This window comes from Leucobacter musarum subsp. musarum, from assembly GCF_001273845.1.
In the GTDB taxonomy this organism is placed as follows: domain Bacteria; phylum Actinomycetota; class Actinomycetes; order Actinomycetales; family Microbacteriaceae; genus Leucobacter; species Leucobacter musarum.
Map to the genome: position 1 here is coordinate 91,938 of NZ_JHBW01000067.1, position 15,384 is coordinate 107,321.

At 69.1% G+C, this 15,384-nt stretch carries 14 protein-coding genes; 2 read left to right on the forward strand and 12 right to left on the reverse strand.

All coding sequences use genetic code 11. From position 1 onward, the window contains the following. Positions 1-4 precede the first annotated feature (4 nt). The 9 genes from CH42_RS05830 to CH42_RS05870 form a co-directional block, all read right to left on the reverse strand. Positions 5-916, reverse strand: coding sequence for a siderophore-interacting protein (locus tag CH42_RS05830; RefSeq protein ID WP_053352280.1), 912 nt, complete (start codon positions 914-916; stop codon positions 5-7). A gap of 55 nt (positions 917-971) precedes the next feature. Continuing rightward, positions 972-1,997: an ABC transporter substrate-binding protein gene (locus CH42_RS05835; RefSeq protein WP_053352281.1), complete on the reverse strand. Its 1,026-nt coding sequence runs from the start codon at positions 1,995-1,997 to the stop codon at positions 972-974. Between the two features lie 55 nt (positions 1,998-2,052). Next, complete coding sequence (locus tag CH42_RS05840; RefSeq protein WP_169780605.1) at positions 2,053-2,922, reverse strand: ABC transporter ATP-binding protein; 870 nt, start codon at positions 2,920-2,922, stop codon at positions 2,053-2,055. After that, positions 2,919-3,977 carry a FecCD family ABC transporter permease gene (locus tag CH42_RS05845; protein WP_075205258.1) on the reverse strand — a complete coding sequence of 353 codons (1,059 nt, stop codon included), beginning with the start codon at positions 3,975-3,977 and terminating at the stop codon, positions 2,919-2,921. The genes CH42_RS05840 and CH42_RS05845 overlap by 4 nt, the downstream gene beginning before the upstream one ends. Continuing rightward, positions 3,974-5,020, reverse strand: coding sequence for an iron chelate uptake ABC transporter family permease subunit (locus CH42_RS05850; RefSeq protein WP_075205259.1), 1,047 nt, complete (start codon positions 5,018-5,020; stop codon positions 3,974-3,976). The genes CH42_RS05845 and CH42_RS05850 overlap by 4 nt, the downstream gene beginning before the upstream one ends. Before the next feature lie 184 nt (positions 5,021-5,204). Continuing rightward, positions 5,205-5,909, reverse strand: a complete 705-nt coding sequence (locus CH42_RS05855) for a helix-turn-helix domain-containing protein (RefSeq protein WP_162231069.1) — start codon at positions 5,907-5,909, stop codon at positions 5,205-5,207. 231 nt (positions 5,910-6,140) lie between these two features. Next, positions 6,141-7,178 (reverse strand): hypothetical protein, encoded by a 1,038-nt coding sequence (locus CH42_RS05860; protein WP_156322482.1) that lies wholly within the window; start codon positions 7,176-7,178, stop codon positions 6,141-6,143. A 118-nt stretch (positions 7,179-7,296) separates the two neighbouring features. Beyond that, positions 7,297-7,890: a GNAT family N-acetyltransferase gene (locus CH42_RS05865; protein WP_239683960.1), complete on the reverse strand. Its 594-nt coding sequence runs from the start codon at positions 7,888-7,890 to the stop codon at positions 7,297-7,299. 21 nt (positions 7,891-7,911) lie between these two features. Continuing rightward, positions 7,912-8,841, reverse strand: coding sequence for a UTP--glucose-1-phosphate uridylyltransferase (locus tag CH42_RS05870; protein ID WP_053352285.1), 930 nt, complete (start codon positions 8,839-8,841; stop codon positions 7,912-7,914). 78 nt (positions 8,842-8,919) lie between these two features. Here CH42_RS05870 and CH42_RS05875 point away from each other — a divergent pair, with 78 nt between their 5' ends. Both CH42_RS05875 and CH42_RS05880 read left to right on the forward strand, forming a co-directional pair. Beyond that, complete coding sequence (locus tag CH42_RS05875; RefSeq protein ID WP_053352286.1) at positions 8,920-9,504, forward strand: 5-formyltetrahydrofolate cyclo-ligase; 585 nt, start codon at positions 8,920-8,922, stop codon at positions 9,502-9,504. A gap of 21 nt (positions 9,505-9,525) precedes the next feature. Further along, positions 9,526-9,798 (forward strand): FmdB family zinc ribbon protein, encoded by a 273-nt coding sequence (locus tag CH42_RS05880; RefSeq protein WP_053352287.1) that lies wholly within the window; start codon positions 9,526-9,528, stop codon positions 9,796-9,798. A gap of 29 nt (positions 9,799-9,827) precedes the next feature. On the opposite strand, the gene CH42_RS16340 is transcribed toward CH42_RS05880, so the two are convergent. The 3 genes from CH42_RS16340 to CH42_RS05890 all read right to left on the reverse strand — a co-directional run bounded on the left by CH42_RS16340 (position 9,828) and on the right by CH42_RS05890 (position 15,367). Further along, positions 9,828-10,046 carry a hypothetical protein gene (locus tag CH42_RS16340; RefSeq protein WP_156322483.1) on the reverse strand — a complete coding sequence of 73 codons (219 nt, stop codon included), beginning with the start codon at positions 10,044-10,046 and terminating at the stop codon, positions 9,828-9,830. After that, positions 10,043-13,765: an AAA family ATPase gene (locus CH42_RS05885; RefSeq protein WP_053352335.1), complete on the reverse strand. Its 3,723-nt coding sequence runs from the start codon at positions 13,763-13,765 to the stop codon at positions 10,043-10,045. The genes CH42_RS16340 and CH42_RS05885 overlap by 4 nt, the downstream gene beginning before the upstream one ends. A gap of 261 nt (positions 13,766-14,026) precedes the next feature. After that, the gene (locus tag CH42_RS05890; protein WP_053352288.1) at positions 14,027-15,367 is read right to left on the reverse strand and encodes a uracil-xanthine permease family protein; all 1,341 of its coding nucleotides are present in this window, start codon (positions 15,365-15,367) and stop codon (positions 14,027-14,029) included. Between the last annotated feature and the right edge of the window lie 17 nt (positions 15,368-15,384).

Consider the following 15,384-nt stretch of genomic DNA (forward strand, 5'->3'; position numbering starts at 1 on the left):
CGAGTTACAGGCCTGCGGCCTCGTACAGGGCCTCGACCGCGTCGACGACCTCTTCCGAGTCGCTATCTGCGTCAGATCGCAGCGCCTGAACACGCTCGGTGAATGCCGGCCCGAGCGCGTCGAGACGTGCACGCCACGCCTCGGCGCGCTCCTGCCAGTAGGCCACGCACTTGTAGTTCGCAGCGGGCAACTGCTGCTCGTGCCGCAGGTACTTGCGCACGGCGCGGTTCAGTCGGCCTTCGGTCGACACCCAGACGTACGTCGACGCGTCGGGGTTCAGCTCGCGCAGCGCGTCGAGCACGCGGCTGTCGGCGTGCCCGTTACCCGAGCCGTCGAGCCAGCGGTACTCGACCTCTTCGGCGGCCGCGACGAGACGCCGCTCGGCGTCTCCCACCTCGAGCAGCAGCACAGTCTCGACGTCGTCGGGGGTCTCTTCGGCGAGGCGGAGGGCGGCCGGCAGGCCGGGTTCGTCGGCAACGAGGATCTGTCGCTTGAGATCATCCGGCCGCTCGTACAGCCCACACGGTGGGTTGATGCCGACCGCCTGCCCGGGCCTGGCCTGGAGCGCCCACGCGGCGGCGATCCCGCCCTCGTGCACGACGAAGTCGACGTCGACCTGCCCCGCCCGATGCGCGCGGATCGTGTAGACGCGCATCTCCGACGGCTCGACCCCCTCGGCGTAGTCCCAGCCGCGCAGCGACGTGATGAACGGCAGCCGCACCTCGTCGTCGGGGGTGTCGGGGAAGAACATGCGCACATACTCGTCACCGGTGCCAGTGGTCGGGTAGTCGACGAGGTCGTCGCCGCCGAACACCACGCGCACCATTCCCGGCCCGAGACGCCGCACCTCGACCACCTCGGCGCGGTGAATGCGGGGCACGTACGATGCGGGGAATGGTGACGCGGTGTCGGTCATGGGGTCCTCTCAGGGCGGGGCCAGGGCGCTGCGGCGCTCCGCCGCGCAACCCGGATCAGAAGTTGTCGAATGCCTCGACGCTATCGGCAATATCGTTCACGAAGCTCGTGTAGGTGAGCGCGAAGCCGAAGCGCTGCGCGAGGTTGCCGTCGATCCAGTGGCCGGCCTCCACGGCGGGCACGCGGGCGAGCAGCGGATCGAGCTCCATGTCTTCCTCCGCCTTCAGCACGAGCACGATGTCGGCGCCGCCGAGCGCGCTGACGGCGTTCTCGAAGCTCAGCATGTGCCCGTCGCCGTTCTGGTTCGCGGGCGCGGCGGTGATCTCGGCGTTCTCGTACTCCGTGAGTCCGAGGTCGGCGAGCACCACCTGGTAGATCGAGTCGCCGGTGACGACGGTGAAGTTGTCGGTCGGGGTGTGGATCGCGACGAAGCTCTTGCCCGCGACGCGATCGCCGATCCGCTCTTTCGCATCCGCCACTGCGTCTTCGTAGCCCGCGATCGCCTCGTCGGCCTCGTCGGTTCGGCCGAGCAGCGTGAGCTGATCCGTCATCGACACGAACGGGTCGTCGGCCGACGCACCCGCGACATCGAGGCCGTCGTTCACCGCGAGCACGGGGGCGATCTCGTCGAGCTTGAAGTCTTCGCCCTCGTAGTAGTTCGCCCAGCCCGAGCCCACGACGATGAGGTCGGGGTTGTACGAGGCGATCTCTTCGCGGTTCAGGTCGAACGCCGTGTTCTTGAGGTGCGCGGCATCGTCGCCGACGAGCGGCGACAGGGGGCTGTCGTCATCGAACGCCGTCGCCACGATCGGGTAGTCGGCGAGCAGCGACATCTCGAGCCCGCTGCGGCTGTCGAGCACGACCACGCGCTCGGGTTCTGCCGGGATCGTGGCCTCGTACCCCTCGTACGAGAAATCGATGGTCTCGGCGGATCCGCCCGACCCTGCGGCTTCCGCAGACGGTTCCGCGGAGCAGCCCGCGAGCAGCCCGACCGAGAGCAATCCGGCGAGCGAGGCGGTGATCGCACGGCGCACGGCGGGGCGCGCGGTAGTGCGGGTCGCAGAGGGTGAAGCGAGAGTCATGTCAGTCCTTGGTCGTTCGGAGACGGGGTACCGGCGCGGAGCGCCACGATCCACGCTAGGGAGCCGCGGCGACGCTGGGCGGACGAGACGCGTCGCGTTCCGGACGCGCAGACGGGGTGCCGCTGCGATCGCGGCCGAGCGGCACGACCATCGGGGTGCCCGTCACCGGGTCGGGTACGACGCGGCACTCGAGCCCGAACACCTCGTGCACGAGATCGGCCGTCACAATCTCTGCGGGGGCGCCCTCGGCCACGATCGCACCGTCTTTCATCGCGATGAGGTGCGTGGCGTAGCGGGCCGCGTGGTTGAGGTCGTGGAGCACCGCGACGAGCGTGTTGCCCGCGAGGTGCAGGTCGGTGAAGAGTTCGAGCAGCTCGATCTGGTGGGAGATGTCGAGAAACGTGGTCGGTTCATCGAGCAGCAGCAGCGGAGTCTGCTGCGCCAGCACCATCGAGACCCAAACGCGCTGTCGCTGCCCGCCCGACAGCTCGTCGACCAGTCGGGGCGAGAGCTCGGTCACCCCGGTCGCCGCCATCGCTTCGACCACAGCGCGCTCATCGTCGTCGGTCCACTGACGAATGAGCCCCTGGTGTGGGTAGCGCCCGCGCGCGACGAGGTCGGCGACCGTGATGCCGTCGGGCGCGAGCGAGGTCTGTGGCAGCAGCCCCAGGCGCTTCGCGACTTCCTTCGCTTTGTAGGTCGAGATCGCTTTGCCGTCGAGCAGCACCTCGCCCTGCTGCGGTTTCAACAGCCGTGAGAGTGCGCGCAGCAGCGTCGACTTGCCGCAGGCGTTCGGCCCGACAATCACCGTGAACGAGTGGTTCGGGATCGCGACCGTCAGGTCATCAGAGATGACCCGCCGGTCGTAGCCGATGCGCGCCGCCTCGACGCGCAGGCGGGCAGGTGCAGAGTCTGGGGACGTCACAGTCGCCTCCGTGCTTCGTGGATGAGGAGCCAGATGAGATAGACGCCGCCGATCACGACCGTGACGATGCCGACCGGCAGCATCGCGGGGAGCGCGTGGAGCGCGACGAAGTCTGAGGCGGCGAGCAGCGCGGCGCCCATGAGTGCGGATGCCCCGATCGAGACGCCGGCAACGCGGGTCACGCGACGCGCGATTTGCGGCGCGGCGAGCGCCACGAAGGCGATGGGCCCGGCCGCCGCCGTGACCACGGCGATGAGCGCCACCGACACCAGCATCAGCGCGAGGCGGGCCGCTTCGACGTGCACCCCGAGCGCCTGCGCGGCGTCGTCGCCGAGCTCGAGCTGCCGCAGTGGGCGAGAAAGCACGAGCGCCAGGGCGAGCAGCACGATCACGAGCGCACTGCCGACACCGGCCTGCGCCCACGTGATGCCGTTGAGCGACCCGGCACCCCACACGGCCGCGATAAGCGCCTGGTCGAGGTCGGCGGTGAGCATCAGCCACGTGTTCACCGAGCCGAGCATCGCCGACACCGCGATGCCCACGATGATGAGTCGGAAGCCCTGCACGCCGCGGCTGAACGCGAGAACGTACACGAGCAGCGCCGTCGCGAGCCCACCGGCGAACGCCCCCGCCGCGACCTCGAGGTAGGTGCCACCGAGCACGATGATGGCGATGAGCGCGCCCGTGTACGCGCCCGCCGAGAAGCCCACGATGTCGGGGCTCGCGAGCGGATTGCGGGTCAGCGACTGGAAGATCGCACCACTCGCGCCGAGTGCCGCGCCGAACACGATCGAGGCGAGCACGCGCGGCATGCGCCACTCCACCACCACGGTGCGCGTGAAGTCGTCGACACCTGAGAACAGCGCGTGGCCCACCTGGCTCAGGCTGAGCGGGTACTCCCCGAACACCAGGCCCAGCACGCCGAGCACCACGCACGCCACGAGCAGCACGACGCCGATGACGACCGAGCGCACGTCGATCCACAGCCAGACGCCGCGGGCCTGCCACCGGTGCACGGTGCGCCCGAAGTCCACGCGATCCTGCACCTCGCTCACAGCCCACTCGCCTTTCGGCGCCGAATCAGCGCGATCAAGAACGGGGCGCCGACGAACGCCGTCACGATGCCGACCGGAATCTCGGCCGGGCGCATGACGAGGCGCCCGACGATGTCGGAGACGAGCAGCAGGATCGGCGCGAGCACCACGGTGTACGCGAGAATCCAGCGCTGGTCGGGGCCGACGAACCAGCGCGCCACGTGCGGCACCATGAGACCAACGAACCCGATCGGGCCGGCGATCGCAGTGGCGCCGCCGGCGAGCAGCGTGATCGCGATGATGCTGATGATGCGGGTGCGCAGCACGTTGGCCCCGAGCGCGGCCGCCAGGTCTTCACCGAGGGCGATTGCGTTGAGCGAGCGCGCCACGACCGCGGCGAGCACGAACCCGATGGCGAGAAACGGCAGCACCGGAAGCACCACATCGAGGCTGCGCCCCACCACGGTGCCGGCGCCCCAGTTGCGCATCGCGTCGAACGCCTTCGGGTCGAGCAGCGTGAGGCCACTGGTGAGTCCCCCGAGCACCGCGCCGAGCGCGACGCCCGCGAGCACGAGTCGCAGCGGGTCCGCTCCCCCGCGGCCGGCCGCACCGATGGCGTACACCGCGACCGACACCGCGAGCGCCCCGGCGAACGCGAACCACAGGTAGCCCGAGATCGATGCGACGCCGAAGCCGCCGATGCCCACGGCCACCGCGAACGCAGCGCCCGAGTTCACCCCGAGAATGCCCGGATCGGCCAGTGGATTGCGGGTCAGCGCCTGAATCAGCCCGCCCGACACCCCGAGCGCCGCCCCGACCACGATCGCGACCACCGTGCGCGGAATGCGCAGGTCGAGAATCACGAACTGCGCTTCATCGCCGCTCGGCGCGAAGACGGCATCGCGCACGACGTCGAACCCGAGGTCGCGCGACCCGACCATGATGCTCAGGATCGCCACCGCGCCGAGCACCGCCAGTGCTACGCAGAGCACGAATGCCCGCGACGCGTTGCCCGACGCGAGGCCCACGGTCGTCGCTCTCGGGCGGGTGAGGGTGTCGCTCAACGTGGATCGGGCTCCGTGCGGATTGGTGGTGGGGGAGATGCTGTTCGCTTCGGCGCAGGATCGCGCGGGAACGCCGTGCGGCGCGGCGACCCGGGCGCGCGTCAGCGCACGAATTCGACGCTACGCGGCCCCGGAGGGTGCGGGGAGACAGGCGGTGTCGCGATCCGGACACCCATCGGGCACCTCACAACTGGCCCGCGATGTCGCCCGGGGTCGACCCCACGACCTTGCGGAAGGCCGCGACGAACGCGCTCGTCGTGCGATACCCAACCTGCCCTGCGACCGTCTTCACCGGAACACCGCAAGCGAGGGCGCCGATCGCCGCCTGCATGCGCACGAGCCGGCGCCAGGCTGCGAAGCTCATCGCCACCTCGGCAGCGAAGATTCGACTCACGGTGCGCGCCGTCAGATTAATGTCGCTCGCCCACTGTTCGAGCGATCGATCGTCGGCTGGGTCCGCGATGACGCGCGCAACCAACGGGGCGAGCCGCGCGTCCCCCGGCAACGGCACGTCGAGCTGCACCGACTCCGTCGCCTCGAGCATGTCCATGCAGACCTGCTGAGCGCGCAGCCGCTGCACGTCGCTCATGGCCGCGTGCTTCAGATGCATCAGCAGCTGCCGCACGGCAGGATGGATGCGCACCGCAGTCGTCGTCGGCCACGTCTTCGTCCAGCTGTCGAGCGCGAAATAGGTGGCGCGCACCGCCGTGCGGTCGCGGGTTGAGCCCTCGTGCTCCACGCCTGCCGGGATCCAGACGCCGACCCCGGGCGTGACCGTCCACTGCCGCCCATCGACCACCATGTGTGCGACGCCGCTGTCGGTCCAGAGCAGCTCGTGCTCGACGTGGCGGTGCGGGGGCCAAGCGAGGCCGTGGTCTGGCTGCAGCACGCTCGTGGCGAGAAGAAAGTGCCTCGGGACCTCACGCGCCGCATCGCGGGGTGCCGCGCGATGCATCCGAGCCGGAGTTGCTGCCGGCGCCAGTAACTGACCCGGAGCCGTCACCGGAGTGGTCGGCGCGGGGGGCGCGTACGGAGCGGAGAGCAGAACCATGGAGACCTCAAGGAGCACGTGTGCAGGTAAGTTCAACCTAACATACGTGTGATGAGGATCTCGGGCGCCTCAGCTCGCTTTACGACGGCGACGCAGCGCGGCGTCGAGATCGGGCAGGCCCTCGGCAGTGTCGCCGACCACGCCCATGCGGCGCAGTCGGTCACTCGCCGCGTCGCGCTGCGCCTGCACTTCACGCGCCCGAACCGCGGCGCGCTGGCGCTCTTCGTCACGGGCGCGCTCTTGCTGGCGCTGGTGCTCTTCAGCGGCGGCCGTCGCCGCAGCGCGTGCCGGCGACGCTTCAGCCGCCGACTGCGCCAGCTGCTGCCGCACCTCGCGCAGCAGCATCGAATCCGTCTGGTTCACCTTCTGCGCGGGGCGCTCGGCGCGAGCGCGAGCCAGTGCGCGAGCGCGCTCGATGCGCTCAGCAGCAGCGCGCTGCGCTTCGGCGTGCGCAGCCGCGGCGACCGACGGGTCGACCTCGGGTGCGGGCTGCGGGGCCGACTCGACCACCGCGGTCGCGATCGCCGTCGTCACCTGCTCAGCGGGAATCGTGTGCACGCGGTTGCGACCCGGTGCTAGCAGCACCAGCGCACCACTCGAGGCGGCGAAGAGCGCGAGCGCACCGAGCAGCATGCCGGCACCGCTCCCGGCAACCGCGAAACCGGCTCCGACGAGCACCCCGCCAACCCCCAGCAGTGCGCCGAGCGCCGCGGTCGCACGCACGCGGCGAGCAATCGGGCGGCGCACCTTCGCCGAGCGCTGTGCGGCGGCCTGCTTGCGGCGCATCTGCTGCGCCCTGATCTCGGCTCGCACCTGTTCTGCCTCCGCTTCCGCGAGCGCCGCATCGCGCTCCGCGTCTTGCCGTCGCTGCGCACTGCGCAGCATCTTCTCGTGCGCAAGCGCTTCGCGCGCTGTCGCCTCGAGCCGCACTTCCTGGGGCACTTCGTTCGCCTCGGCCAGCACGCGCAGCGTGCGCTGCAACCGCAGTGCGTTCTTCTCGGCGGCGCGGAACTCGCGTCGCCGCATCCACGACGGAACGAGCACGGCTCCCCAGAGGAGCGCAGCGACCACGAAGATCACGCCCCCACCGAGTACTCCGCCAGTCATGGGGATCACTGTACGGCGTTCGCCGCAGGCGATCTCCTCGCCGCGCCGCGATTGCGGTCGAAATCGGGTTCCGATCAGGGAGCGGGGTGCAGAGTGCCCGAGCACCGAGGCGCGAACGTCAGGCGGCACCCAGCCGAGCCACGTAGCCCGCTCCGGCCTCTTCACGCAGCGCGATGAAACTCTCATGATCGCGCCAAGCGCCGTCGATGTGAATGTACGCGGGGCGACGGCCCTCGTGCCGCAGGCCGAGCTTCTCGACCACGCGCAGCGATGGGCCGTTCTCCGGCCGAATGCAGATCTCGACGCGGTGCAGTTGCAACTCGGTGAAGAGGTGATCGATCACGAGTGCGACCGCGGTCGTCGCGATACCGCGGCCTGCCACGTGCTGCGAGACCCAGTACCCGATCTGCGACGACTGCAGCGCCCCACCACTGATCTCCGAGACGCTCAGCTGCCCGACGACCTCGCCATAGTAGGTGACGACGAAGGGCATGCCGCTGCCACTGCGCAACTGCTTACGCAGCACGCGCACGGTCGGCCGCATCGACACCGAACCCGGGACGACACTGCGCCCCGAGGGGTGCGTGGCCTCCCAGCGCTGCAGCCACTCGCGATTGTCGGTGAGCAGGCGACGCAGCGGTTCGGCATCACCCCACCGGATGATGCGTACGCCGACCTTCCCTGCGAACAGGACGCCTGGATCTTCGATCACCCGCCCGAGCGGCACGTGCGGTCAGCTCTCCGAGCGCTGCCCGCGGAGGCGATCCGCGAACTCGATGACCCAGTCGGTGATCTCCGAACCGAGCTCCGCGTGGTCGACACCGAGCAGCACGTTCGCCTTAATCCAGTCGGCGCGGTCGCCCGTGTCGTAGCGTCGGCCGCGGAAGACGACGCCGTACACCGGCCCCTCGCCCTTGCCCTCGGCCAAGTAGTTGAGCCCGTCGGTCAGCTGAATCTCGCCACCGCGCCCCGGCGGCAGCTCGTCGATGATGTCGAAGATCTCGGGGCGCAGCACGTAGCGACCGATCACCGCGAGGTTCGAGGGCGCCTCTTCGGGGGCCGGCTTCTCGATGAGGCCGGTGATGCGCACGACGTCGGGGTCATCGGTCGGTTCGACCGCTGCGCAGCCGTACAGGTGCACCGACTCCGGCGGCACCTCCATGAGCGCGATGACCGTCGCACCGCGCGCATCGTGCTCGGCGATCATGCGATCGAGCAGCGGGTCTCGGGGGTCGATGAGGTCGTCGCCGAGCAGCACGGCGAACGACTCGTTGCCGACGTGGCTGCGTGCGCGGCCGACCGCGTGACCGAGCCCGAGCGGCTGCCCCTGGCGCAAGAAGTGCACCTCGGCGACCTCGCTCGACTCGTGTACCTTGCCGAGCTTGCCCTCGTCACCCTTGCGCTCGAGCGTGTACTCGAGCTCGGGAACGCTATCGAAGTGGTTCAGCAGGTTGTCTTTATTGCGCCCCGTGATGATGAGCACATCGCCGAGGCCCGCGGCAGCGGCCTCTTCGACGACGTACTGAATCGCCGGCTTGTCGACGATCGGGAGCATCTCTTTCGGCATCGCCTTCGTGGCCGGAAGGAAACGGGTGCCGAGGCCGGCGGCCGGAACAACGGCCTTCGTCACCGTGCTCTGCTGCGTCGCGCGCGTATCAGTCATGACCGCCAGCCTATCCGTACCTCCTGCGCACTCAAAGCCGCGGATATCACCCGTCGCCCGGCGCCTATGCTGAGTGCTATGTCGAGCGACACGCGTGTAGCCAAGATCGAGGTCCGATCGGAGGTGCGTGCGCGGCGCAATGCACTCACTCCGCTTGAGCGCCGCCGCCGCCGCGACGGCCTCACTCGGCAGCTCACCGCGCTCATCGCGGAGACCGGCGCTCGCTCGGTGACCGCGTATGCGCCACTGGGCAGCGAGCCCGACACCGAGGGGTTCCTTGCGTGGGCACGGGCGTCTGAGGTGCGCGTGCTGCTGCCGGTCTCACTGCCAGGCCACCGGCTCGCGTGGGCCGTCGACACCGGCGATCGCGTGAACGGGTTGCACGGGATCCCTGAGCCCGACGGACCCCGGCTCGAAGCGGCTGCGGCCGCCGCGGTCGATCTCATGCTCATTCCGGCGTGCGCCGTCGATGATCGGGGCACGCGACTCGGGTGGGGCTTGGGCTACTACGACCGCGCGCTCGAAGTGATCACTCCACGGCCCCCGATCTTCGCAGTCGTCGATGACGACGACCTGTACCCCTGGCTCCCCCGCGAGGCCCACGACATCCCGGTCGACGGGGTGGTGACAGCGACGTCGCTGCGACGCTTCGGCACGGAGTAATGGCGAGTAGAATACCTACTTGTGCCTACGTACGCTTACCGCTGCTCCGAGTGCGGCCACGCCTTCGACATCTATCAGTCGTTCTCCGATGATGCGCTGACCGTCTGCCCGGAGTGCGGTGGAACACTGCGCAAGGTCTTCGGGTCGCTCGGGGTGACCTTCAACGGGTCGGGGTTCTATCGCACCGATTCACGTGCCGGTTCGCAGGGCACCGGTTCCGGTTCCGGATCAGCCTCGGGGTCGTCGGGCTCCTCGTCTTCCAGCACCTCGACGTCCTCCGGCTCAGGCTCGTAGCCCCGACTGTCGGCGGCTGCCGACGCGGGTTACCCCCAGTGCGGTGGGCGATCCCGCACCAACGCCGCGTCGCGCGAACTCGGCGCACCCGGCTTCTGCGCACCGTCTTCACCCCAGCCCTCGGGGCGGTCTTCCGCCGCGCGAGCGTCAAGCGGATGCTCTGACGGGCGCGGGTCGACTCCGTCAGGAGCCGGGCGCGACGCTCGGCGCGAAGCGCGACGCGGTGTGGCGTCGCGCTCCGGGGTCACCCGACCTCCGACGCGGTCGCGCTCTCCCCCGCGTCGTAGCCGACGATGCGCGCGATCCGCAGCGCGACCTCATCGGGGTCGGCGAACAGATCGAAGCTTTGCACGCGGTGGTAGTGCCACCCGAGGCGTCGCAGCACCGCGGGCCGCAAGCGCAACGTGTCGCGCAAGCTGTCGCCACGGTACTCACCTGCAGCGCCGAGGTCGAGATCGATCGCAATCGCGCGCTCACCGAGTGAGGCAACGAGCGGGATCGCCCCGCGGTAATCCATGGCGACCGTCAAGCCCAGTGCGGTCAGGCGATCCGCCAGTTCGCCGAGCATCGGATCGCGCTCCGCCGGAAGTGCCGGCGCCTCGGGCTCGGGGTGCTCGAATCCGAGCAGCTCCGCGAGCTCGACGACCCCGTGCTTCAGACGGTTGCGATCGAGATCTTCGGGCTTGAAGCAGCTGACGATCGTCATCGCGCGGCGCGCACGCGTCATCGCAACGGCGAGCAGTCGTTCGCCGCCCGGGCGACCGAGCCCGCCGAAGTTCGACAGCACACGTCCGTGCGGTGTCCGCCCGAATCCGATCGAGAAGATCACGCGATCACGGCTCTGAGCGGTCGCCTGTTCGAGCGTGAGCACCGCGAAGGGCTCCGCCCGTTCACCGAGCAGGAAGTCGCGGTACTGCGGGAACTTCGAGAAGGCCTGCAGCACGGACTGATACACCCGAACCGCGTGGCGCTCACTCGCGGTGATCACCATCAGCGACTCCGAAGACCGGTCGCTCGCGTGCTCGAGCACGAGCTGCACGACGCGCTCGACCTCAGCATCGGTGCTCTCGACCGCACCGGTCTGCTGATCCGGCAGCCCCTGGCCGCCGCGCACGAACTCGTACGTCAGGCTCGAGTGCCCCAAGAAGCTTCCGGCCCACGGCAGCGAGTGAATCGCACCATCGTAAAAGCGGGTGTTGACAAGATTCGTCAGGTCTTCACCGCCGGCCCGGTAGCTGCGGGTCAGCGTCAGTGTCGGCAGCACCGCACCCAACTGGGCGAACGCCGACCGCTGATGCAGTGCATCGGCATCGTCGGCCCCGCGATCCGCCCCCGCATCGGCACAGACCGAGATCTCGAAGTGCGACGGCGTCTGCGTCATCGTGTCGCCGAACGCGACCACCTGGTCGGCCCGACGAATCGCCCCGAGGTTCTCGGCAAGCGTCGTCGCCCCCGCATCGACCACCAGGGCGACGTCAAAGCGCATCGAATCGGGCAGCATCGCGACCTCGTACGGCGACATCGTCCACACCGGCGCAAGCACGCCGAGCAGATGCGGTGCGCGCTGCGCGAGCGAAATCGGAGACACGTAGCCGCTGCGCAATGCCTCACGCATCGCGAGCGCCTCTTGCTTGTGGTCGAGCACCGCGACGCGCCAGGCATCGGCGAGCGAAGCGGCCAGCAGCGCGCCGTTCGCGCCCGAGTGCGCGTCGTCGACGAGCCGGAAGTCGGCTTCGAGTCGATCGACCACGCTCGTATTCGCGCTCAGCAGCGCCGGGTTCGACTGCAGCATGCGCTCGAGCACCGACTGCCACCAGGCGAGCTCGAGCTCGGCGGCGACGTCCTCTGCCGGCACGTGACGAGCAGACAAATCCTCGAGCAACGGTTCGAGGTGAGCGGCGCGCATCTGCTCGACGATCGTCGTGCGCTCCTGAATGTTCTGGAGCACCTCGGATTCGCGGGCGAGGTCTGAAACACGGCTGGCGAGCTGCGCGAGCGACTGGTTCTTCAGGCGACTCGCGTCAGTGGTGGTGCCAAGCACGCGGTCGAGCCCGTCCAGATCTTGGTACGCCGACTGGTACGCCACGACAACGTCGGAGATGCCGAGCGGCACCTCGGGGCGAGCACCGACCACCGTGGTGTACCGCTGCCACAGCACGCGCTGCTGCTGAATCTGCACCAGCCGCGAGTACATGTCAGAGATGTGCACACCCGGGCGCACGTACTCGCGAGCGAGCTTGCGCAGGCGTCGCTTATTCGCCGTCGACATCTCGTCGCCGCGGGGGGCGTGCGCGGCGATGACCTCGGTCAGCGAACGGTCGTACACGGCGGGGGTGAACCGGTCGAGCGTCTCCTGGATGCCCATGAGCAGTCGCAGGTAGATGCCGAGCTCGGCGATCGTCTCGTAGGGGCGCATTGACGTCTGCCCCACGAGCTCGTTCGACATCGAGATCAGGCGTGGCAATTGCGACTCGGCGAGGTCGACCGCGGTGCCGTAGGCGGTGCGCGCTTCCTCGGTCGTCGCAAAGCTGACGCCGTACCACGGCGAATCCTCGGGACCGTACTGGAACTGACCGAGGCGCGCGACCTCGGTCAGCGACTCGGCCACGGCCGAGCGGTCGAGGGTCAATTGGCCGAGTGCCTGATCGTCGAGGCGTACCGTCGTGGTCGGCGGGTGCTCGTCGAGCGAGAGCGTCGTGAGCGTGCGGAGCGCCTCGAGCGGCGAGACGCCGAAACGCTGGTCGGGTTCGGCGAGCGCGCTCTGGTAGTCGAGCAGCACACCGCGCAGACGCGTCAGCGCCTCATCGACATCGCGCAGCTGCTCACCGCGCGCATTTTCGTTGCGGCTGATCGATTCGACGAGGTTGCGACGCAGGCGCCGCGGGCTCACCGAGAGGCCGGCGAGACCAACACGCGCAAGCCGATGGGTGATGCCGTCGAGTGTGGCGCGGCGCGGTGAGACGACCAGCACGCGCTTGCCGGCGCGCACCAGATTGCCGAGCGCATTCACGACGGTCTGGGTGCCGCCGGTACCGGGGAGCGTGTGCACGACGAGGGAGTGCCCGGCGTCGATCTGCGCAAGCACATCGTCTTGCTCGGCGTCGGCGTCATAGAGCGCGCGGTCGGTGTCGGGCGAGCGGTCGTCTGGCGGCGTCGCCGACACGGGGCGATACGCCGCGTCGAGCTGACGCTTCGCCGGCTCATTGCCGCAGACGGCAGCGAGCACGGGCGAGGTGAGGTCTTTGGCGTCGGCCGCCATCGACTGACCGACGTTGTGGAACGACGAGACGACGAGCCGCGGTTGCACGACGAACCCCGGCACACCCGCGGCCATCTGACGCAGTCGATCGATGACGGGCTGCGGCTTGAAGACGCCTTCCGACTGCGACAACTCGATCAGTGCGCGGGCGTCGACGTTGATGCCGAACTGCTCGCGCATGACGCGAATCAGCTCGGAGTTCACGACGGGGAACTGCTTGAGTTTGAGCTCGAAGTCGCGACCGTATCGACGAATGGCGAGGGGGCGCAGCAGAATCGGGGCGCAGAAGTCTTCGCCCTCGAAGTTCCACTTCGCGATGCCGACGCCGAGGTTCGTGGTCTCGAGACCGCGCACGGTGCGCATCTCGATCGCCTTGTCGGTCACGCGGCCCGCGGCGGCGCGAGCGTGACGCAGCGCCAAGTCGTCGCGAATCAACGCGGAAAGCAGAATCTTGTTGCCCGTGATGAACTGGGGCAGCCCGCCGGGGTGCGTCGTCGACAGCTCGATGCGGTTCGCCGTCTCGTCTTCGAAGTGCAGCAGCGGGTTGCGCCCGCCGATACTCGCGAGCTCGCGTCGCCATTCGGCGTGCTCGTCGGCGTACGAATCGACGAGCGACACCGGGCCGACGGGCTGCGATGCGAGAACGTCTGAGGGCTGGGGCTGAGCTTTCGGGACCGTGGCCAGCGCGCCTTCGCTGCGCGGCTGCACCGCGGCAGTGCCGGCGTCGGGCGACGAACTGTTGCGTGCTGCGTCGGCCGACGCGTCATCGGCGCCGTTCGCGCGCGCTGCCGTGGACTCGGCGCTTCCCGCGCCGCGTCCCTTTTCAGGTCGCCGTAACCGATCTACACTCCACACACCGCCACCCTAGGCCGAACTCCGGGGAATCGGCGCTGATTCCCCGGAGTTTCGCGGCGCGCCGCGTGCCTTCGGTGCGAATGCTCAGCCCCGCATCGACCGAGGCAGGGACGGTCAGTCGCGGGTGTTGCCGGTCACCACCGGATCGACGACCTGCACCTCGCCGCCGCGCAGCTTCGCGAGCCCGCGCATCACGTGGTACACGAGCACCGCGGCGATCGTGCCGAGCGCGATGCCGTTGAAGACGACCGACCCGATCTGCAGACCGAAGTCCGCGATGCCCACGATCAGCGGCACCGCCGCAGAGAACTGGTTGATCGGCTTGGAGAAGTCGACCTTGTTGTCGATCCAGATCTTCACACCGATGAGGCCGATGAGGCCGTACAACGCAACCGTGACGCCGGCGAGCACACCCGCGGGCACCGAGAAGATGATCTCGCCGACCTTCGGGGAGAAGCTGAGCAGCACGGCGAAGATGCCGGCCACCCAGTACGCCGCCGTCGAGTAGACGCGAGTCGCGGCCATGACGCCGATGTTCTCGCCGTACGTGGTTGTGCCCGATCCGCCGCCGAAGCCGGCCAGCATCGTCGATACACCGTCGGCGAGCAGCGCCCGCCCCGTGACGGGGTCGAGGTCGCGGTTCACCATGAGCCCGACGCTCTTCACGTGGCCGACGTTCTCGGCGATGAGCACGAGCACGACCGGCAGGAACGCGGGCAGCAGCCCCCACAGCGTCGGGTCAGCGAACGGGTTGCCGACGGCGTGGAACGACGGCAAGCCGATCCACGCGGCGTCGCCCACCTTCGAGAAGTCGACCTCGCCCATGAGTGCCGCAGCGATGTAGCCGACGACCATGCCGAGCACGATCGACAGGCGGCCGACGAGCCCGCGGAACAGCACCGTGATGAGCAGCACCGCGGTGATAGTGATGAGCGCGACCCAGCCCGAGAGCTCCGTCGCATTCCAGTTGTTCTTGACCGCGGGCGCGAGGTTGAAGCCGATCAGCGCGACGATGGCGCCCATGACGACCGGCGGCATGAGGGCGTTGATCCACCCCGTGCCGAAGCGGTTGACGATGAGGCCGACGATCGCCATGAGCACGCCGATCGCCAGGATGCCGAACGAGGCGCGGCCGAGATCGGGGTTCTCAGGATCACCGCCCGCCGTCGCCGCCATGATCGGGGCGATAAAGGCGAACGAGGAGCCGAGATAGCTCGGCAGGCGGTTGCCCGTAATCAGCAGGAAGAGCAGCGTGCCGAGACCCGAGAAGAACAGCGTCGCGGTCGGGCTGAAGCCGGTGAGCAGCGGCACGAGGAACGTCGCACCGAACATGGCCACCACGTGCTGGGCGCCAAAGCCGATCGTGCGGAGCCAGCTGAGCCGCTCCTCAGGGAGCACGATCGCGTCGGGCGCGACGTGCGTCCCGTCTCCGTGCTGCTTCCAGGTCAATGCCATCGCGGGCTCCTTCGGGG

What these genes read in the sequence shown, in the direction of transcription:
- CH42_RS05890 (WP_053352288.1), bottom strand. Translation starts at nt 15,367, where the DNA reads ATGGCATTGACCTGGAAGCAGCACGGAGACGGGACGCACGTCGCGCCC.
- CH42_RS05830 (WP_053352280.1), bottom strand. Translation starts at nt 916, where the DNA reads ATGACCGACACCGCGTCACCATTCCCCGCATCGTACGTGCCCCGCATT.
- CH42_RS05875 (WP_053352286.1), top strand. Translation starts at nt 8,920, where the DNA reads ATGTCGAGCGACACGCGTGTAGCCAAGATCGAGGTCCGATCGGAGGTG.
- CH42_RS05860 (WP_156322482.1), bottom strand. Translation starts at nt 7,178, where the DNA reads ATGACTGGCGGAGTACTCGGTGGGGGCGTGATCTTCGTGGTCGCTGCG.
- CH42_RS05835 (WP_053352281.1), bottom strand. Translation starts at nt 1,997, where the DNA reads ATGACTCTCGCTTCACCCTCTGCGACCCGCACTACCGCGCGCCCCGCC.
- CH42_RS05870 (WP_053352285.1), bottom strand. Translation starts at nt 8,841, where the DNA reads ATGACTGATACGCGCGCGACGCAGCAGAGCACGGTGACGAAGGCCGTT.